Annotated in this window: 19 protein-coding genes and 1 pseudogene; 11 read left to right on the plus strand and 9 right to left on the minus strand. The window is 61.9% G+C overall.

Annotation, left to right across the window (positions count from 1 at the left end):
- Positions 1 to 121: 121 nt before the first annotated feature.
- The 5 genes from BW989_RS03550 to rsgA all read right to left on the minus strand — a co-directional run bounded on the left by BW989_RS03550 (position 122) and on the right by rsgA (position 6631).
- Positions 122 to 904 carry a class I SAM-dependent methyltransferase gene (locus BW989_RS03550; RefSeq protein WP_076585492.1) on the minus strand — a complete coding sequence of 261 codons (783 nt, stop codon included), beginning with the start codon at positions 902 to 904 and terminating at the stop codon, positions 122 to 124.
- Positions 897 to 1916, minus strand: coding sequence for a glycosyltransferase (locus BW989_RS03555; protein WP_076585494.1), 1020 nt, complete (start codon positions 1914 to 1916; stop codon positions 897 to 899). Before BW989_RS03555 ends, BW989_RS03550 begins: the two co-directional genes overlap by 8 nt.
- Before the next feature lie 10 nt (positions 1917 to 1926).
- Complete coding sequence (locus tag BW989_RS03560) at positions 1927 to 4212, minus strand: NADP-dependent malic enzyme (protein ID WP_076585496.1); 2286 nt, start codon at positions 4210 to 4212, stop codon at positions 1927 to 1929.
- Between the two features lie 65 nt (positions 4213 to 4277).
- A complete protein-coding gene (locus BW989_RS03565; protein ID WP_076585498.1) occupies positions 4278 to 5540 on the minus strand; it encodes a flavohemoglobin expression-modulating QEGLA motif protein in 1263 nt (420 codons plus the stop codon).
- Positions 5537 to 6631 (minus strand): ribosome small subunit-dependent GTPase A, encoded by a 1095-nt coding sequence (rsgA, locus tag BW989_RS03570; RefSeq protein ID WP_076586377.1) that lies wholly within the window; start codon positions 6629 to 6631, stop codon positions 5537 to 5539. Before rsgA ends, BW989_RS03565 begins: the two co-directional genes overlap by 4 nt.
- 142 nt (positions 6632 to 6773) lie before the next feature.
- Between rsgA and BW989_RS03575 the strand changes: the two genes are divergently transcribed.
- The 3 genes from BW989_RS03575 to BW989_RS03585 are packed head-to-tail and all read left to right on the plus strand — an operon-like array spanning position 6774 to position 9370.
- Positions 6774 to 8021, plus strand: coding sequence for an aminotransferase class I/II-fold pyridoxal phosphate-dependent enzyme (locus BW989_RS03575; protein ID WP_076585500.1), 1248 nt, complete (start codon positions 6774 to 6776; stop codon positions 8019 to 8021).
- 45 nt (positions 8022 to 8066) lie between these two features.
- Entirely contained in the window at positions 8067 to 8687 is a 621-nt protein-coding gene (locus tag BW989_RS03580; RefSeq protein WP_076585502.1) for an SGNH/GDSL hydrolase family protein, read from the plus strand.
- Complete coding sequence (locus BW989_RS03585) at positions 8684 to 9370, plus strand: class I SAM-dependent methyltransferase (RefSeq protein ID WP_076585504.1); 687 nt, start codon at positions 8684 to 8686, stop codon at positions 9368 to 9370. Before BW989_RS03580 ends, BW989_RS03585 begins: the two co-directional genes overlap by 4 nt.
- Here the strand turns inward: BW989_RS03585 and BW989_RS03590 are convergent.
- Positions 9367 to 10137, minus strand: coding sequence for a polysaccharide deacetylase family protein (locus BW989_RS03590; protein WP_076586379.1), 771 nt, complete (start codon positions 10135 to 10137; stop codon positions 9367 to 9369). The genes BW989_RS03585 and BW989_RS03590 overlap by 4 nt on opposite strands.
- A 52-nt stretch (positions 10138 to 10189) precedes the next feature.
- Between BW989_RS03590 and grxD the strand changes: the two genes are divergently transcribed.
- The gene (gene grxD, locus BW989_RS03595; RefSeq protein ID WP_076585506.1) at positions 10190 to 11113 is read left to right on the plus strand and encodes a Grx4 family monothiol glutaredoxin; all 924 of its coding nucleotides are present in this window, start codon (positions 10190 to 10192) and stop codon (positions 11111 to 11113) included.
- 7 nt (positions 11114 to 11120) lie between these two features.
- Here grxD and BW989_RS03600 read toward each other — a convergent pair whose 3' ends face one another.
- Positions 11121 to 11663: a DUF924 family protein gene (locus BW989_RS03600; protein WP_076585508.1), complete on the minus strand. Its 543-nt coding sequence runs from the start codon at positions 11661 to 11663 to the stop codon at positions 11121 to 11123.
- A gap of 111 nt (positions 11664 to 11774) precedes the next feature.
- On the opposite strand from BW989_RS03600, the gene BW989_RS03605 reads away from it, so the two are divergent.
- The 7 genes and pseudogenes from BW989_RS03605 to BW989_RS03635 all read left to right on the plus strand — a co-directional run bounded on the left by BW989_RS03605 (position 11775) and on the right by BW989_RS03635 (position 17944).
- Positions 11775 to 13187, plus strand: coding sequence for an amidohydrolase (locus BW989_RS03605; RefSeq protein ID WP_083688192.1), 1413 nt, complete (start codon positions 11775 to 11777; stop codon positions 13185 to 13187).
- Complete coding sequence (locus tag BW989_RS03610; protein WP_076585510.1) at positions 13184 to 14470, plus strand: amidohydrolase family protein; 1287 nt, start codon at positions 13184 to 13186, stop codon at positions 14468 to 14470. The genes BW989_RS03605 and BW989_RS03610 overlap by 4 nt, the downstream gene beginning before the upstream one ends.
- A 105-nt stretch (positions 14471 to 14575) precedes the next feature.
- Positions 14576 to 15521, plus strand: a pseudogene (locus BW989_RS03615) (DegV family protein).
- A gap of 80 nt (positions 15522 to 15601) precedes the next feature.
- The gene (locus BW989_RS03620; RefSeq protein ID WP_076585512.1) at positions 15602 to 15937 is read left to right on the plus strand and encodes a hypothetical protein; all 336 of its coding nucleotides are present in this window, start codon (positions 15602 to 15604) and stop codon (positions 15935 to 15937) included.
- A gap of 23 nt (positions 15938 to 15960) precedes the next feature.
- Complete coding sequence (locus BW989_RS03625; RefSeq protein WP_242651273.1) at positions 15961 to 16620, plus strand: Dph6-related ATP pyrophosphatase; 660 nt, start codon at positions 15961 to 15963, stop codon at positions 16618 to 16620.
- 105 nt (positions 16621 to 16725) lie between these two features.
- Positions 16726 to 17253, plus strand: coding sequence for an RNA polymerase sigma factor (locus tag BW989_RS03630; RefSeq protein WP_076585517.1), 528 nt, complete (start codon positions 16726 to 16728; stop codon positions 17251 to 17253).
- Between the two features lie 16 nt (positions 17254 to 17269).
- Entirely contained in the window at positions 17270 to 17944 is a 675-nt protein-coding gene (locus BW989_RS03635) for an ABC transporter permease (RefSeq protein WP_076585519.1), read from the plus strand.
- Positions 17945 to 17984: 40 nt separating this feature from the next.
- On the opposite strand, the gene fghA is transcribed toward BW989_RS03635, so the two are convergent.
- Entirely contained in the window at positions 17985 to 18818 is an 834-nt protein-coding gene (gene fghA / locus BW989_RS03640; RefSeq protein WP_076585521.1) for an S-formylglutathione hydrolase, read from the minus strand.
- Positions 18818 to 19927 carry an S-(hydroxymethyl)glutathione dehydrogenase/class III alcohol dehydrogenase gene (locus BW989_RS03645; protein WP_076586383.1) on the minus strand — a complete coding sequence of 370 codons (1110 nt, stop codon included), beginning with the start codon at positions 19925 to 19927 and terminating at the stop codon, positions 18818 to 18820. The genes fghA and BW989_RS03645 overlap by 1 nt, the downstream gene beginning before the upstream one ends.
- Between the last annotated feature and the right edge of the window lie 46 nt (positions 19928 to 19973).

Consider the following 19973-nt stretch of genomic DNA (forward strand, 5'->3'; position numbering starts at 1 on the left):
CTGCCATCGTTTCGTCTTGGATGAGGGCGAGTCTAGCAAGCCAGCGCACACGCAAACGTACGGATTTTATTATTACCCGTGCAATATTTATCGATGCCGCAGCTATGTGACCAATCTTGCCTCAGCCGCCCCGGAGACGCCGCAACTGGAGCTCGGTATCGCGATGCGCCAATCCCTTGCGACTGCCCATCCATGCCCATTTCGAGGCCCACACGGGTTTGCGCAAAAGGTAGAGCCAGCGATCACTGACGCGATCGGGCGCAAGCACATGCAAATTGCGGTTGTTGCTGGACAACACCAGGCCAAGCCGTTCCGCCACCACTTCCAGGCTCCGGCGAGTGAAAAATCCAATGTGCTGGCCTGCCTCGGGTGCCAGGTAATGCCAGTCCATCAGTCGCCCTGGGTCGCTGGGCTGAAGCTCGGTGGAGATCAGCAACCTGGGCGCGCGAGCATATAGGCGCTGGAACTCGACCATGGGCTCTTCCAGATGCTCGACCAACTCGAAAGCGGTGAGCAGGTCGTAGCGCGCCTCCGGATCGGCATCGAAACCGCGCGCCAGCAAGTTGTCGCAATGCTTGTCCGACCAGTACGCGTCATGCCCGCGATCACGCATCAAGCGGACGAACAGGCCGGTACCGCCGCCGTGATCCACCAGCGTCTTGACGTCACGGAAGCTGCTGCCCAACAGTGCACAGCAGGCATCGCGCAACCACAGGTTTCGGACCACGATGCCGGTATCGAGTGCAGCGATGGCATTGGAATACGCCTCGTCCAGCCAATGCGGTGATTCGACCCAGACATAGTCACATGCGCTACAACGCAGGTAGCGCGCATCGTATTTATCCAGGATGAGCTTGCGCCCGCACTCATTCGCCTTCGATTCGCAAAGCTTGCAATTAGCCATGCGAGGCCGACGCGGCTGTCAGCAACGGCGAAACGGCTGCATGAAGGCGCTGGGGGAAAGACTGGTGGTTTGCAATGAACCAATCGCGTGCCGATGCGCCCATGGCGCGGACTTCGTCCTCGGTCATTGCTATCGCAGCGGATATCGCCGCTTCCATTGCAACTTCATCGAAATAGAACGTGGTCGCAAGATTCTGCGTACCGGTCCTTGCATACCGAACCAGCAGGCCACGTTCGCAAGCGACCAACTCATTCATCGGCGGGGCATCCGTCGTGATGGCGATGGCGCCCACACTCATCGCCTCGAGCAGGTAATGGCCAAAACCTTCGGTTTCCGAAGGGCAAAGATGGAACCAATGTGCGTTTTGAAGCCGGCGTAGCTCGGCATCATCCAGATAATCCAGCCGGTAATCGATGTTCTCGGCTTGCGTGACCGGCACTGCGCTGCGACGACTTTGAACGATGGTCAGCACCGGCCATTCGGGATGACTTGCCCACAACGCGCACAACGCCGCCGTGCCCTTGTTCGCACTGCGCCCGGCGAGATGGAAGAACGCACGCTCACGCGGAACGGATGGGTCGTGGCGATCTTCGCTGGTGAATCCGATATGCGAAACCGGCCGACCCCGCTTGGAAAAAATCTCGCTGGCGTGGTGCGTCTTGGTCAGCACTGCATCGATTTGCGGCAAAACCACCAAATCACTTTCAAGACACCACTCTGGATTTGGCACGAAGAAATGCAATCGCGCACCACCGAACTCTTCCGGACGAATATGTTCAAGCATCAAGGTCGCGTCATGTCTGGGCGATCTACCCAGCATGCGACGCAGGGCATGGCGTGCACGCACCAGCGATGGACGAAACCATTTGCGCAGCTTTCCGCGACCGATGCGGGTCAGGCTGACGTCGAAACCTGCTTTGGACAAGGCTTCCTGCAGCAGCGTCATGTCGCGGCTGAGACCCACGCCATTGTTCCATGCGATCACATTCAGCGAGGGCCGGCGCGCATCCATGCGTATGCCCTTAACGTGCTCGTCTCGCAGCGCGCAATTGCGCATCCACCGCTGCAATCGCCGTCATGTTGACCACACGGCGGGGCGTTGCCGCAGGCGTCAATACGTGCGCAGGTTTATCAAGCCCCATCAGGATCGGCCCGATCGCCACACCGCCGGTCGCTACGCGAATCAAGTTGTAGCCGATGTTGGCTGCATCCAGATTCGGCATGACCAAGAGATTGGCGCGCCCGCTCAGCGTCGTCGTCGGGAAGATGCGCTGACGCAGCGCTTCGTCCCACGCCGTGTCGGCCATCATCTCGCCATCGATCTCCAGCTTGGGCACTTTCTCGACGATCAATTCTCGTGCACGGCGCATCTTCGCCGCCGAGGCATCCAGATGGCTGCCGAAGTTGGAGTGCGAGAGCAGCGCCGCCTTCGGCTCAATGCCGAACAGCTTCAACCGCCAGCTGGCCTGCATCGTCGCCTGCGCGATCTGCTCGGCAGACGGGTCCACCTGCACATGCGTATCGACAAAGAACCACGCACCATCGTCATTGATGACGCCGGTCATCGCCGCCGTTCCCGTCACGCCCGGTTCGAAATCGAACACACTGAGCAGATAGCCCAGCTTCTTGTGATAACGGCCGACCACACCGCAAATCAGCGCATCGGCTTCACCACGCTCGACCATCAAGGCGGCAACCAAAGTGGGGCGCGAGCGAATCAAATTCTTCGCTGCATCTTCCGTAATTCCCTTGCGCGCGTTGCGTGCGTGATAGGCCTGCCAGTATTCGTTGAAGCGCGGATCATCGTTGATGTTGGTCAGCTCGAAATCCACGCCGGGGCGCATGCGCAAGCCGAATTTCTCGATGCGGCGGCTGATGACTTCCGGGCGACCGACCAAAATCGGGTAGGCCAGCTTCTCATCGATCACCGTCTGCACGGCACGCAGCACGGTGTATTCCTCGCCCTCCGCGTACACCACGCGCTTGCGATCAGCCCGCGCACGCTCGTAGACCGGCTTCATCATCAAGCCGGTCTTGTGCACGAACTGGCCCAGCTTCTCTTCGTAGGCCGGCATATCGGTGATCGGGCGCGCGGCCACGCCAGAGTCCGCCGCCGCTTGCGCGACGGCCGGTGCAATCACCTGGATCAGGCGCGGATCAAACGGGCGCGGGATCAAATACTCCGGGCCGAATTTCGGCACCTCACCCGCGTAGGCACTGCCCAGATCACTTGCCTCCATCCTTGCGAGCGCAGCGATCGCACGCACGCAGGCGAGCTTCATCGCTTCGTTGATTTCACTCGCGCCCGCATCCAGCGCGCCGCGAAAAATGTAGGGGAAGCAGAGTGCGTTGTTTACCTGGTTGGGATAGTCGCTGCGGCCGGTGGCGATGATCGCGTCCGGACGCACGGCCTTGGCCTCTTCCGGCAGGATTTCCGGATGCGGATTGGCCAGCGCCAGAATGATCGGCTGCTTGGCCATCGTCGCGACCATCTCGGGTTTCAGGATGCCGCCCGCCGACAGTCCGAGGAAGAGGTCCGCGCCGTTGACGATCTCCTCGAGCGTGCGCTTGTCGGTGTCGCGCGCATAGCGGCGCTTGTCGGGGTCCAGGTCTTCGCGCCCCGAATGGATCACGCCGCCGCGATCGAACGCGACGATGTTCTCGGGCTTCATGCCCAGCGCCACCAGCATGTCGAGGCAAGCAATACCCGCCGCGCCTGCGCCGGTGGTGGCCAACTTCACGTCTTCGATTTTCTTGCCGGCAACTTCCAACGCATTGAGCACCGCGGCACCGACGATGATCGCGGTGCCGTGCTGGTCGTCGTGGAAGACCGGGATGTTCATCCGCTCGCGCAGCTTGCGCTCGACGATGAAGCATTCCGGTGCCTTGATATCTTCCAGATTGATGCCGCCGAAGGTCGGCTCGAGCGAGGCGATGATCTCGACCAGTTTGTCGGGGTCGCGCTCGTCGATTTCGATGTCGAATACGTCGATGCCGGCGAACTTCTTGAACAAGATGCCCTTTCCTTCCATCACCGGCTTGCCGGCGAGCGGGCCGATGTCGCCCAGGCCCAGCACCGCGGTGCCGTTGGTAATCACCGCGACCAGATTGCCGCGCGCGGTCATCTCGCTGGCGGCGTTCGGATCTTCGACGATCGCCTCGCAGGCGTAGGCGACGCCCGGCGAATAGGCCAGCGACAGGTCGCGCTGGGTCACCATCGGCTTGGTCGCGTTCACCGCGATCTTGCCCGGCGGATGCAGGCGGTGGTACTCGAGGGCGGCGTTCTTCAGATCTTCCTGCTGCGACATCGCGCATCAATCCATGGGGGACGTGCCGTGATTGTAACGCCGCCCTGCCGCCAGCCGGCCTGCGATCAGACGTCGTTGAGGGTCAGCTGGTCGGAAATCTGGTCCAGCCGGATTTTGTTGGCGAAGAGCGAGAAGGCCAGCATCCCGGCCAGGCCATTGGCGCGTGCGGCCCAACGCGGCAGCCAGCGTGGCGGGGCCAACACCCCGGCATCGAACAAGGGTTCGAAACGCTGAACATCCTCCAGCGTCATCTTCCCCGCAAACAGAAAGCGCCCCAACCGCAGGCGGTCCTGCCTGAGCGACCAGCGATAAAAGGTGTGCACGCCGACAAGACCGCGCAGGTAGACCGTGTCCTTGGTGAAGGCCGCGCCACCCGTGGTCGGCACGCCGCGGAACACGCGCTGCGCCGAGGCAAAACTCTCAGACTCCCGCTGGCCGCCGGTTTCAAGGAAATAACGGAAGACATCGATGAAGTCGGCACCATCCAGCGCCATCGCCACCGCCTCGATGCGCAAGCTGACGCGTTTCATCCGTTCGATGTCGGTGCTGCCGGTGATTTGCTCGGCAAAGGTCGCGAGCCCTTCCTGAGTTGCGGTGGTGCGAGGCGATGGCAATTCCAAACTCTTCAGCGAAGGCTGCAAGCGGCCATTCAATGCGGTCAGCGAATGCACGAAGGCTTCGTGCTGCAACAACTGGTCGCGGTCGTAGTCGGTGAATATTGCGCTGGAGCGCAGACGAATACGTGTCGCACCTGCCGCGGCCTTGGCGATCAGGTCCGGGTCCAGCTCGACGGTGATCATCCTGCCATCGAAGAAGTCATCGAGTACCTGCTGCAGTTGCAACTGCAGAGCGATGGCTGAAATCGGCACGGTTTCCTCGGGTGAGAGCAACTCGTGGTCCAGCTCGCTGGCGATGCCGATGAAATGCTGCGCTGCCTCGCGGGTGGTCGGGCCATTGCCGGGCAAGGGCTGGTCGGGCTGGCCGTAGAGCTCGATGGAATATTTGGCGACCTCGCTCGTGCCCAGCACTTCCAGCATGCGCGCGGCGGTCGACCAGCTGCGCGCGGACTCGCACAAGTAAAGGCCCAGTGGATGGGTGACATCAGCCTCTTCGGCCACGGCATCCAGTTCACGCCGCGCATCCGAGAAATCATGCTTCGGATATTCGACTTGCGGCAACTGCGGATTACCTGCATGCCAACTTTCCAGAAAGGGTTGCTGGAAACTGGCTGGCCAACTCATCAGTGTGAGGATGCGAAGGCTGCGCGCCGCCTTGAGCATGCGCGCGTCGAGTCCCGCGTAATGACTGATGTCGTCGTGGTCGCTCATCTGAAGTGATCGTACTCGTCGCCGTAATCGTCATCGTCGCTTTGACGCGGTGAAGGGCGCTTGGGCGGCTTCTTCACCTCGGCGGGCTTCGCCAAACGCGTTTCCAGCACCTGCGCGGCAGCGGCCAACTCATCGCGTAGTTTCAGGTAGTTGGCGAATCGGCCCGGGTCCAGCTCGCCACGCTCGACGGCAGCCAGCAAGGCGCAACCAGGCTCGTTTTCATGGCGACAATCGCGGAAGCGGCATTGCGCGGCCAAGGCCTCGACATCGGCAAAGGCCGCTTCGTCCAACTGCTCTTCGCCGGTGGGCTTGAGCTCACGCATGCCCGGTGTATCGATCAAACACGCACCCTGCGGCATCGCGATCAAGGCGCGGTGCGTCGTGGTGTGGCGACCGCGCGCATCGCTTTCACGCACCGCCGCCGTCTTCATTTTGCTGCGGCCTAGCAACGTGTTGGTCAGCGTTGACTTGCCCGCCCCTGACGAACCCACCAGCACCACCGTCTTGCCCGGGCCAAGCCATGGGTGCAAGGCGGCGACGCTATCGGCTTCGCGCGCATTGATGCTGCGCACGGGAATGTCCTGCTCGGCCAGCATCGCCAGTGCAGCGACGGCGCCGGGCGCATCGTTCGCGATGTCTTGCTTGGTCAACACAACTACGGGCTCCACGCCGCCGCCTTTCAAGAGCAGCAGATAGCGTTCGATGCGTCGCACGTTGAAATCCGCATCCAGCCCTGTGACCACGAACGCGGTGTCGACGTTGGCTGCGATCAATTGCTGCTTGTAGTGTTCTCCCGCCGCCGCGCGCTTTATCACGCTGATACGCGGCAACAGCGCCACGATGCGCAACTTGCCGGCCTCGCCTTCCACCAACACCCAGTCACCGACGGCCGCGCGGCTGGTCGGCTCGCAACGCGGGCGCTGCCAATCGGGCAGTGATTCGGCCGACTGCGCATCGTCGATGGACTCAGCGACCACGTACCCCGAGCGATGCTGCTCGGTGACCCGCGCCGGGCGGGCTGCTGGCTGTTCAGCGATGACGGCCTCCCATCCGGCCGGCCAGGCATCGCGCGCGGGCCAGCCGATCCCCATCAGGGCGTCGACGTCGAGGTTCAAGCGAAGGAGCGGCAGGTCTTCATCCCGCGATTCTAATGAACCCAGGCAGCGCAGTGCGGCGTGAATGCGTGCTTTGCGCTACGCTCGCGGCTCAATTCAACTGCCCGCACCTCTGCCGATGTCATCGCCTGCCCTCGCCACCCGCCATCGCCTGTCCGAAGTCCGTTACGAGATCCGCGGAGAACTGGCCCGGCGAGCCCGAGAGCTGGAAATGCAAGGCCGCACCTTGGTCAAGCTCAATATCGGCAACCCGGGCGCGTTTGGCTTCCGCGCGCCGGAGCACCTGCAACGCGCGATCGCCGACCAGATCGAACAGACCGACCCATATACGCATCAGCAGGGCCTGCCCGACGCGCGCGAGGCCGTGGCCGAATTCCACCGCGAACGCGGCACGCCGAATGCATCGCCCGAACGCGTGTTTATCGGCAATGGCGTCAGCGAACTCATCGACATCGCCCTGCGTGCGCTACTGAACCCAGGCGATGAAGTACTACTGCCCTCGCCCGACTATCCACTGTGGTCGGCAGCGACGATCCTCAACGATGGCCGCCCGGTGTATTACGCCTGTCGCCCGGAAAACGGTTTCTTGCCTGATCCGGCCGAGATCGAGAAGCTGATTTCCAGCCGCACCCGCGCGTTGGTGCTGATCAACCCGAACAACCCAACCGGCGCCAGTTACCCGCGCGAGCTGCTCGAAAAAATCGTCGCCATCGCCCGCAAGTACCGACTGGTACTGATGGCGGACGAGATCTACGACCACATCCTGTACGACGACGCCACCTTCCAGCCCCTCGCACCGCTAGCGGGTGATTTGCCTTGCCTGTCCTTCGGCGGCCTGTCAAAAGTGCATCGCGCCTGTGGCTGGCGCGTGGGCTGGGCGATGTTGTCGGGTGACCCGACCGTGATCGGCCCCTATCACCACGCGCTGGACCTGCTCGGCGCGCTGCGCCTGTGCGCCAACGTGCCGGGCCAATTCGCGATTCGCGCCGCACTGCACGGCGGCGATACCGTCAGCGCACTGACTGCGCCAGGCGGACGCTTGTACGAAACGCGGCGCGCATTGATCGAATGCTGCGAGGCCAGCCCACATCTGTCGCTGGTGCCACCGCAAGGCGCGCTGTACGGATTCCCGCAGGTGGTGGGCGACGCCGCACAAGGCTTTGACGACCATGCCTTCGCGCTGGAATTGCTAGAGCACGAGGACGTGTTGATCGTACCGGGCTCCAGCTTCAACGTACCGTATCGCAATCATTTCCGCGTCACCCTGCTGCCGGAAGCTGATCAATTACGCGATGTGTTCAAACGCATTGATCGCGTGCTCTCGCGCCGCGCCGATGCAGCCGTTCGCCAGCGTGCGAGCGCCTGACACGAGACTGTGGCAGGGTGTAAAAAACGCCAACGGAAGGATTCGATGACGACACTCAGCTATCTCGCCCTCGGCGACAGCTACACCATTGGCGAAGGCGTGGACGAAACGGCCCGCTGGCCGGTGCAACTCGCCACGGCTTTACGACAACTGCAGATTCCATTGCGTGACCCACACATCATCGCCACCACCGGCTGGACCACCGACGAGTTGGCTCATGCGATGGACGAGGCCGCCTTGGTCAATGGCGAGTGGGATTTCGTCAGCCTTTTGATCGGCGTGAACGATCAATACCGGCATCGCCCGCTACCCGAATTCGCCACCGGCTTCGACACGTTGTTCCATCGTGCGGAATTGTTGAGCAAGCGCGGGGCTGCAGGGGTGACGGTGCTATCGATACCCGACTGGGGCACGACGCCGTATGCCGCGAAAGAGGGCCGTGACGCCGCGACCGTCGCGCACGAGTTGGATGCCTACAACACCCACATCCACACGATGTGCGAAGCGCACGGCGCGGCCTTCGTCGATATCACACCGCTCAGCCGCGAACTGGGCAGCACTCCCGGCATGCTGGTAGATGACGGGCTGCACCCCTCGGCGACGCAATACGCCGAATGGACGCGTCTCGCCCTGTCCGCCGGGCGCAATGCACTGCAGGGCGCATGAAAGCTGAGCATCGCGCCATCGCACGCGCCTTTCTGGACCCGTCGCGCCCATTTGACCGACACCACTATTACTACGCGCTGAGCAAACTCGCGACCGACCCACTCTATGACGGCGTATGCGATGCCTTGCGCGGCCGCACTCTGCCTGTGCTGGATGTTGGCTGCGGCATCGGGCTGCTCGCTCAGCGCATGCGTGCGGATGGCATTGCATCACCCTACCTCGGGGTGGATTTCGATGCGCGGAAAATCAAATACGCAGAGGCGGGCCGTGTACGCAAAGGCCTCGATAACTCGCGCTTTGAAGTAGGCGACGCAGCCAGCGGCTTGCCCGCTCACTTCGGCGATGTCTGCATTTTGGATGTGCTGCAATTCCTGCCCGATACCACCAGCCAGAATGCGCTTGTGGAATCGGCCATCGCGCGTTTGGCACCGGGTGGAAAACTCATCATTCGAACTGGTTTGACCGACGGCAGCGCCCGCGCCGGTATCACCGTCTTGGTCGATCGATTGTCTTCGCTATGGGGTTGGATGCGGGCACGTCCGACGCGTTATCCCAGCCTTGAAGAGTTGCGCGCGCGTTTTGATCGGCACAGCTTGACTGCGCAGTTCAAGCCATTGCACGGCAACACGCCGTTCAACAATTGGCTGGTGGTGGCTGAAAAGCCCGCAGAAAGCCAGCTTTAAGGCAGCTCCGCTCGCAGCCCGCGATCTTCGAGTATTTCAAGCACGCGGCGCATCACTTCGATGTGTCGCCCATCCGCACCACCTTCGTGCAGCAATACGATGGCGCCTGGCGAGAGGCTCGGTTTCAGACGCGACATTACCGCATCCGCACTACGCCCCACGCCATCGAACCCACGCGCACTCCAGGCGACACGCGCCAAATTAAGGTCGCGCAACGGTGCCTGCACAAATGGGTTGGACATCCCCACCACGGCGCGGAACCAGCGTGGTGCGCGGCCGGCCAAGTCCGTCAATGTCGTTTGCGCGCTGCTGATTTCATCGCGCATGCGGCGCGGCCCCAACGCCCAGAACCAAGCCTGCGGATGCCTATTGCTGTGGTTACCGATGTCATGGCCGCGCAACACGATTTCCTTGACCAGATCGGGTCGTGCGGCGGCACGCTCGGCCACCAAAAAGAACGTCGCTTTCGCATCGTGCGCATCGAGCATGTCCAGCAAGGTGCGCGTGTCAGCCGAAGGGCCATCGTCAATGGTCAGCCATACGCGTGGCGCATCGCCCGGCAATCGGCTCAGCACCGGGCCGTACATCCGGGAATACGGCCACAACACGCCCCACCAGAATGGCAGATGCGTCGCCACCATAAAGGGCAGTCCGATCTGCCAGCCGAGCCGCCACCACACCCATGCGACCACTAACTGGCTGGCGACAAGCCATAGCCACCAGCGATACGGACGTGTGGGCGGTTGATGTAGCTGGGCGTCTTGCATCGACAAATCATGCCACGGCGTAGAATTGACGCATTCCCCCGGAGCCATCGCCATGTCCCTCGATCCCGCACTTCGCCAGCGTATCGACGACCTCCTCGCCGCAAATCGCATCGTCCTGTTCATGAAGGGCCAGCCGGATGCCCCGCAATGCGGCTTCTCCTCGCAAGCGGCTGGCACATTGAAAGGCTTGGGGGTGTCCTTCGCACACGTGGACGTGCTCTCTGACCCCGAGATCCGCGAGGGCATCAAGCATTACGGCGATTGGCCAACGATTCCGCAGTTGTACATCGGCGGCGAGTTGGTGGGCGGCAGCGACATCATCGTGCAGATGGCCGCGAGCGGCGAGTTGCAGCAGGCGCTCGGCCTGCCGCCGCCCGACCGCACGCCGCCACAGGTCACGGTCACGCCCAGCGCGCAGGCGATGCTGAAACAAGCCATCAGCGATGCCGGTGGCGAGATGGTGGTGGAGATCGCCATCGACCCGAATTTCCGTACGCGCTTGCATCTGGTGCAGCCCGATGATCATGCGGTACTGGTGAATGTCGATGGTGTGACCCTGCAGTTTCCAGTCAGCGACCTGCGCCGCGCCGATGGACTGACGCTGGATTTCGCCGATGACGCACGCGGCAAGGGCCTCATCATCGATAACCCGAATGCGCCTAAGCCAGTGCGCAATCTCAGCCCCGCCGAAGCCGAGGCGCGCGTGCGCACGGGTACGTTGACACTGGTGGATGTGCGTCCGCGCGATGAACGATCGCTGGCAATCGCGCCAGTTGCACATCGTGATTTGGATGATGGCGTAGAGGCAATCGAAGCCTTGCCGAAAGACACGCCCATCGCCTTCCTCTGCCACCACGGCGGACGCAGCGCGCAAGCGGCGGAGCATTTCCGCCAACTGGGTTTTGGCGAGGTCTACAACGTCGTCGGCGGCATCGATGCGTGGGCGGCGTTTGACCCGGCCGTGCCGCGCTACTGATCCGACTTCAGAACCCGCCGCCCGCTTCCAGCCATGCCAACTCGTCCGGTGTACTGACACGCCCGAGCGCAGCATTGCGATGCGGGAAGCGCCCGAATTTCTCGATCACCTCGCGGTGCTTGAGCGCGAACTCGTACATCACGTGGTTGTCGAGGGCGGCGAACAACTCGACTGAGCGATGCTGGTCGGCCATCGATTCCGAATGCTCGAACGGCAGGTAGAAGAAGCCACGCAGATCGGCTTCGCAATGCGCGTCGTGGCCTGCCTTGAGCGCCTCGCGGGCGTAACGTCGGGCCAGGCCATCGGTTGCAAACGCGTGGCCGCTATCCCGATAAATATTGCGCGGAATCTGGTCCAGCAGGATCAACAAAGCCAATGACGACTCGGCATCGTTCAACCAAGCTGCCAATTCCCCGCGCGCGGCGGCCTGATGCGCCTCTTCGAAGCGGTGACGGCAGTCGGCATCGAACTCCTGCCCCCCGTTGAACCATTTGGGCGCGCCTGCATCACGCCAGAACGCAACGATCTCTGCAGGATTCGCATCAACCATGGGTGCACTCACCTCTGAAACGTGAAGCCAGTCTATCCCCCCGGACTTTTGGCAGGGTTGGCAGGCCCGCCCGCACGGGCTAGGTTGAGCGTTCACACGGGGAATCACGACATGCAAAAGACCGCCCTTGCCGCCTGTGCGGCCCTGATCCTGGCCGCCTGCGCCAGTACGCCACCGGCAAAGCAAGCAGAGGGCGATGGCAGCAGCGTAACGCGCGCGCCGCTGTTCACCGATGATCCGTACCCCAGCACCTATAAACGCATCCCGTCCGGGCCGGTGTTGCTCACCGGCGCGACCGTGCTGGATGGAAAGGGCGGTCGCATCGAAAACGCGGGCGTGTTGATGCAGGACGGCAAGATCGTCGCCGTCGGTGCGAATCTGGAAGCCCCCAGCAATGCAGTGCGTGTCGATGCCAGCGGCAAGTGGATCACCCCCGGCATCATCGACGTGCATTCGCACTTGGGTGTGTATCCCAGCCCCGCGGCATCGGCGCACAGCGATGGCAACGAAGCGACCTCACCCGTCACCGCACAGGTCTGGGCCGAGCATTCCATCTGGCCGCAGGACCCGGGTTTTGCCGCCGCGCTCGCGGGCGGCGTGACCTCGCTGCAGATCCTGCCGGGCTCGGCCAACCTGATCGGCGGTCGCGGGGTGACGCTCAAGAACGTCTACAGCACGACGTATCAAGGGATGAAATTCCCCGGCGCGCCTTGGGGCCTGAAGATGGCCTGCGGTGAAAACCCCAAGCGCGTGTATGGCAGCCGCGGCGGTCCGTCGACGCGCATGGGCAACATCGCCGGTTTCCGTGCAGCGTTCACTGATGCCGCCGAATATATGAAGAAGCGCAAGGGCGCGCAGGACTCCAACAAGGACAGTGGTGGCAAGCGCGACCTGAAGATGGATTCGCTCGCCGGTGCGATCAACGGCGACATCCGCGTGCACAACCACTGCTATCGCGCCGACGAAATGGCGATCATGCTGGATCTGGCCAAGGAGTTCGGCTTCAAGATCAGCGCCTTCCACCACGGCGTCGAGGCCTACAAGCTGGCCGATCGCCTGGGCGCGGAAGGCGTCTGCGGCGCACTGTGGGCCGACTGGTGGGGCTTCAAGATGGAGAGCTTCGACGGCATCCAGGAGAACATCCTGCTGGTCGATCGTGCGCCCGGCGGCTGCGCCATCGTGCATAGCGACTCGGGTGAAGGCATCCAGCGCTTGAACCAGGAAGCGGCCAAGGTAATGGCGAATGGCCGACGCATCGGCATCGACACCAGCCCCGAGCACGCCATTCGCTGGCTCACCATCAACGCGGCCAAGTCGATGGGCATCGACGATGTCACTGGCTCGCTGGAGCCCGGCAAAATGGGCGATGTGGTGGTGTGGAACGGCAACCCGTTCTCCAGTTATGCACAAGCCGAGCAGGTCTATATCGATGGCGCCAAGCTGTTTGATCGCCGCGATCCGAAGCTGCAACCCAAATCCGACTTCATGCTGGGCCAGGACCTGATGCAGGGAGAAGCGAAATGAAGCGCCTGATGATGAAACAACTCGCCATCGGCGGCGCACTGGCGCTCGCCTCCACCACCGTGTTGGCGCAGGACCTGCTGATCCGCAACGCCACCGTGCACACCGCAACCAGCCAAGGCACCTTGCAAGGCACTGATGTGCTGGTGCGCAACGGCCGGATCAGCGCGATTGGCCGTGGCCTCAATGGCGGCAACGCGCCCGTGTTGGATGCGCAGGGCAAGCCGCTGACGCCTGCGCTGTTTGCCGGCATCAACGACATCGGCGTAGAAGAGGTGAGCGGCGAATCCGCGACCGTCGATCACCGTCTGTCGCTCGGCAGTGGCAACAAGGACATGCAGGTGCGTCCGGAGTTCGATGTCACCACGGCCTATAACCCGGAGTCGGTGCTGATCCCGGTCGCGCGCGTGGAAGGCTTCGGTTGGACGATGCTCGCGGCAAGCCCGAATTCCGGCGGCTCGTTCATCGGTGGCCAGGGCGGCGCAGTACGTTTCGATGGCAGCCTGGATCCCATCGGCCCGAAGGTGTTGTTCATCGCGTTAGGCGGCGATGGTGCCAATCTCACCGGCGGCTCGCGCGCGGGCCAATGGATGATCCTCGACCAGTTGATCGACGAAGTGCGTGGCCGCATTCCGCAGGATTCGCAATTCGCATTGCTGACGCCCGCAGGGCGGGCCACGTTGGCGAAATATTTCGGCGGCGGTGGCCGCGTGGCCGTGGGCGTGCACCGCGCCTCGGACATCCGCCGCGTGCTGCGCTGGGCGAAGGCGCGCAATGTCCGCATCGCCTTGGTCGGTGCCAGCGAAGGCTGGAAGGTGGCGGATGGCATCGCCGCGGCCAAGGTGCCGGTGTTCGTCGATACCTTGGCCAACCTGCCAGGCGACTTCGACCAGATCGGCGCCACGCTTGAGAACGCCGCCCGCATGAGCAACGCGGGCGTGGATGTCGCCTTTACCTTGAGCGATAGCGGTTCTCACTATGCGCGCAAGATGCGACAGGTCGCCGGCAACGCCGTGTCCTACGGCATGCCATGGGAAGCCGCACTGGCCGGGCTCACCCGCGTGCCTGCGCAGACCTTCGGCGTGGGCGATGAAGTGGGCGGAATTGCTGTCGGCCGACGCGCCGACCTAGCGCTATGGACCGGCGACCCCTTGGACGTTGCGCATACCGCCACCCAGGTGTGGATGGGCGGCCGCGCCACGCCGATGAAGTCGCGTCAGACCGAGCTGCGTGATCGTTATCTGCATCGCAACGAGACCGCACTGCCTCCCGCGTACTCTCGGTGAATAGGGCTCTCCCTTCGCTAGCGTACGCAATGTGTGCGCCGCGTCACTTATCGTGCGTGGTCATGTCACCGGAACCCACTTTATCTGAGAATTAAAGGGGGAACTATGCGCATAGGTTTGGTAGTGGATGCCGGCTGTGATCTGCCGGATGAAATGATTGCGGACGAAAACGTTGTCGTGTTGCCGATTGCCGTGCGCATTGGAGACCACATGACGCTGGACACCCGTAATTCGGACGTAACCCGGCAGTTCATGGAAAGCGACATTGCCAAGGATGCGGCCGAAGCCGAGACCATTCCGTACACCGTGGACCAGATCCGCGAGCTGTTCCTGAGCAAACTCGTGCACGAGTACGATTACGTGTTCTGCCAGACCATCGCGTCCAGCCGCAGCCCAATCTACGAGCGCGCAGTGCAAGCCAGCTTCGGCATCCTCAACGACTATCACGAGATTCGCCGCGCTGCGGGTAACAACACGCCGTTCGCGCTGCGCGTGCAGGACACCGGCAATCTTTTCGCCGGTCAGGCGCTACCCGCCTGGGACACCTTGCGCCAACGCAAGGCCGGTGAAAGCCCGATGCGTATTCGCACCCGGCTGGAGCGCGTAGTCAATTCGACCCGAGGCCTCGTAGTGACGCCCGATCTCTACTACATGCGCAACCGTGGCCGCAAAAAAAGGGGATCGCAGCGTGAGCCTGGTCAGCGCCATGCTCGGCACCGCACTGGCTGTAAAACCGCTGGTCCACGCACATCGCGGCAAAACCACGCCGGTTGCCAAGGTCCGCGGGTTCGAGCCCGCCGCGCAGAAGTTATTCGACACCATCGCGCTCAATGTCCGCAGTAAATTGATGGTCGATGCCGTCTGCATCAGCTATGGCGGTGAACTCGACGATATGCGCAATCTGCCGGGTTACAAGAATCTGATCACAACCTGCCAAGAGCATGGCGTGGAAGTGATCGAATCCATGCTTGGTCTGACCGGCGTCATCAATATCGGTAAAGGTGCGCTGACCGCCGCCTACTGCAAGGAAGGCCCGCTTAAGTTGGCGTGAGGTGCGTGCGATCGTCACCCGGCGCACGTTATCCTAATAACCTGCGCCCCTGCGGCGTACCCAACACGGAGCACAACCCCATGCGTTATTACCTGACCTTGCCCGATCCGGAAAAAGCCCGCGTGGGCGGTGAATTCGGCTTTCATTCGCACGGCGCCCAAGGCTTTGCCGAAGAACTGCAAGATGCCCTACGCACCGGCGGCGTGTTCCAAAAATGGCTGGCAACGCAAGACGAACCCGATGACGTCGATCCCGCACTCGCCGCGACCGATCCCAACGCCGTCGTCACCGGTACCCAGGACGATCTGCATATCGATTTGCAAGCCGTGACCATACTCTCCGGCGATGTCCTCAAGCACCGCCTGCGTTTGCTGGCCGGCACCTACTGGCAGTTGCGCGACGTCACCGCGTCCTGAGCCACACCCCGACACCCCTGCTGTTGGCCTGGAGCGGTGGCAAGGATGCCGCTTGGACTTTGCACACGCTGCGCCAAGAGGGGTGCGTCGAAGTCGTCGGCCTGCTGACCACGCTCACCGAAGGCTTTGATCGCATCTCGATGCAGGGCATCCGCCGTGATGTCCTGCATGCCCAGGCGGAAGTTGCCGGGCTACCCGTACTGGAAAGCTGGATTCCTCAGCAGGCCGACAACACCACCTACGAAACCGCTTTCGCCAACACCTTGGCCGAAGCGCAAGCGCGCTGGCCGGGCATCCAAGACATCGCCTTCGGTGATTTGCTGCTGACCGATGTGCGCGATTGGCGCAACGCGCTCTGCGCCCGGCATGGCTGGCAAACTCACTACCCGTTGTTTGGCGCTGATACCAATACGCTTGCGCGGGACATGATCGCGGGCGGATTGCGCGCGAGTTTATGCTGCGTAGATACCCGACAACTCGATGCACGTTTTGCAGGCCGCCACTTCGATTTCGATCTGTTGGCCGAACTTCCCTGCGACATCGACCCCTGCGGAGAACACGGCGAGTTCCACACCTGCGTCTATGCCGGACCCATGTTCGCCCGACCGCTCACCCTCAACCAGGGCGAGACCACGCTGCGCGACCAACGCTTCGCCTACACCGACTGGGTATTGGCCAGCTAACCTGGTTTCGTCGCTCGGCAGATGTCGGGTCCGGGGAGGATGTGTGATGTTTGACGCGTTCGTGCGAACCACCTCTTCGACACCTTTTTGATCGCGACACCCCCCATGCCCAGCGCGCCAACATCCACGATGGATCGCCACACCATCGATGCCAACTTCGAAGCCAAGCTGCAGGCCCATGCCGGCATCGTGCGCAAAGTCGCGGGTAGCTACGCGTGGAGCCCGCATGACCGCGACGACCTGATGCAGGACATCGTGGCCGCGCTCTGGCAGGCATGGCCGACATACGACATCAATCGTCCGTTCTCGACCTGGATGTATCGCGTGGCTTTGAACGTGGCCATCTCGAATGTGCGCGGCGAAACCCGCCGACGGCGCCACCATATTGCCTACGACCCCGACCTACACGATTGTGAAGCTTCCACACAGAGCCACGAAGACGACGAACACCTCGCGCTGCTGCAACGCGCGATGCAAAGCCTGGATCCGATGAATCGTGCATTGCTGATGTTGTATCTGGACGAACGCAGCCACCGCGAGATAGCCGAAGTACTCGGCATCTCGGAAAGCAACGTCGGCACCAAGCTAACCCGATTGAAAGACCGCCTACGTACCACACTTGCCGCCGCATGAACCAAGAAACCAAGCCATGACCACGACCGAAATCGATTTCGACGCACTCAAGCACAGCTTCCAAAAACTGGAGGCACACCTAGCCAAGCAGGGCGACCTGACTCTGCGGCAAGAACGTCGCCGCGGTATCGCGCGCATCCAATGGGGCATGTGGCCGCTTTGGCTTGGGCAAACACTGCAGATGCTGTTTGGCCTCCTCTGTATTGCGCTGGGTGTCTCGGTGTGGAGCGCGTTGCGCGATGGTAGTGCCATGTTCTATTCCGCCATCATCGTTCAAGTCTATGGCGTACTGTGCATTGCATTGGCCGGCATGGCCTTGGGGATGTTGGCGCAGATTGATCGCGGTGAATCCCTGGCCGACACACAAATAAAATTGGCCAGGCTACGCAAGCTCTACATCATGGGAGGCATGTCCATTGGCCTGGTGTGGTGGCTGTTCTGGATCCCTTTCATGACGACGTTGTTCTACTGGCTGGCGCAGGTGAATTTCTACGCCAACATGGGTGCATCGATCGGCATCATGTTTGCCGTCGGCGTGGCTGGGCTACTCGGGACCTGGTGGTTTCACCGTTGGTCGCGCAGCCCCATGCGTCCACGCTTGGCAAGCGCAATGGATGACGCGGTGACGGGCCGCAGCCTGGCGCGTGCGCAACGCAGGCTGGATGAGCTCAAGAAATTCGTCGAAGAGTGAGTTTGATGCAGAGCCGGGTGCATGCCGACTCTACATCCAATCACGCCTTCATTGCACGGGCGTGATAGACGATGTGTTCACCGATAAAACTGGCGATGAAATAATAGCTGTGGTCGTAGCCCGGGCGCAGGTTGAGCGTGATTGGCTGACCCTGCGCTTCTGCTGCAAGTTGAAGCAACTCAGGTTTGAGTTGATTGGCAAGAAATTCATCATCGCGGCCTTGCTCGATCAACAAGGGTAGCCGCTCGTTCAATTCACTCGACACCAAAGCCGTAGCGTCGTACAGCGCCCACGCATCACGATCTGCGCCCAGGTACGTCGTGAACGCCTTCTCCCCCCAAGGCACTTGCGAGGGTGCCACGATCGGTGAGAACGCGGACACGCTGCGATAGCGGGTCGGATTGCGCAATGCAATCACCAGCGCACCATGCCCGCCCATCGAATGCCCGCTGATGGCGCGTGCATCGTTTGCCGGGAAGCTAGCCTCGATCAACGCAGGTAGTTCATCGACGACATAGTCATACATGCGGTAATGCGCAGACCATGGTGCCTCGGTCGCGTTGACGTAAAAGCCTGCACCTTTTCCGATGTCGTAACCCTCTGCGTCGGCGACATCATCGCCACGCGGACTGGTGTCCGGCGTGACCAGGATGATGCCGTGCTCTGCCGCGTATCGCTGCGCACCTGCCTTGGTGATGAAGTTTTGCTCGGTGCAGGTAAGCCCGGACAACCAGTACAACACCGGGCACGGGCCGTCTTTCGCCTGCGGCGGCAGGTATACACCGATGCGCATGTCGCAACCCAGCACATCGGAATGATGCTGCCAAACTTCCTGCGCGCCGCCAAAGCAGACGTGATGTTCTATGCGCATCATTAGTAATGAACCACCGAACGAATCGACTTGCCCTCATGCATCAAATCGAAGGCTTCGTTGATGCCATCCAGCGGCATCGTATGAGTGACGAAAGGTGCGAGTTGGATGTCGCCCTTCATCGCGTCTTCCACCATGCCTGGCAATTGACTGCGACCTTTCACGCCACCGAATGCGGTGCCCATCCACTTGCGGCCAGTCACTAACTGGAAGGGCCGCGTAGAAATTTCCTGACCCGCCCCAGCAACGCCGATGATCACCGACTGACCCCAGCCACGATGCGCGCATTCTAGCGCGGCGCGCATCACGTTGACGTTGCCAATGCATTCGAAGGAATGATCTACGCCCCAGCCGGTCATCTCGACAATGACCTCCTGGATCGGCTTGTCGTACTCTTTCGGATTCACGCAGTCACTCGCACCAAACTCCTTCGCCATCTCGAACTTCGACGGATTGGTATCGATGGCGATGATGCGACCTGCCTTGGCCTGACGTGCGCCCTGGATGACGGCAAGACCAATTCCGCCCAAGCCGAACACGGCGACGGAATCCCCTTCCTGCACTTTGGCTGTGTTGTGCACCGCGCCGATGCCGGTAGTGACGCCACATCCCAACAAGCAGACGTGCTCTGGATTGGCGTCAGGGTTGATCTTGGCCAAGGACACTTCGGCAACTACTGTGTACTCGCTGAAGGTTGAACAGCCCATGTAGTGATAGAGCGGCTTGCCCTCGTACGAAAAACGGGACGTGCCGTCCGGCATCACGCCCTTGCCCTGCGTTGCGCGCACGGAGGTGCACAAATTTGTCTTGCCCGATTTGCAGAAAAGGCACTCGCCGCATTCGGCGGTGTAGAGCGGGATGACGTGGTCGCCTGGTTTGACACTGGTCACGCCCTCGCCGACATCGACCACGATGCCTGCGCCTTCATGCCCCAACACCACCGGGAACAGGCCTTCCGGATCATCACCGGACAAGGTGAAAGCATCAGTGTGGCAAACGCCGGTGTGGGTGATGCGCACGCGCACTTCGCCGGCCTTGGGCGGGGCCACGTCGATATCGACGATCTCCAGCGGCTTGCCTGCGGCGAACGCGACGGCGGCACGGGATTTGATCGTTTGCCCGGCGGTGGATGTGTCATTCATCGTCAACTCCTTGTTG

This window comes from Solilutibacter tolerans, from assembly GCF_900155935.1.
Taxonomy (GTDB): Bacteria; Pseudomonadota; Gammaproteobacteria; order Xanthomonadales; family Xanthomonadaceae; genus Solilutibacter; species Solilutibacter tolerans.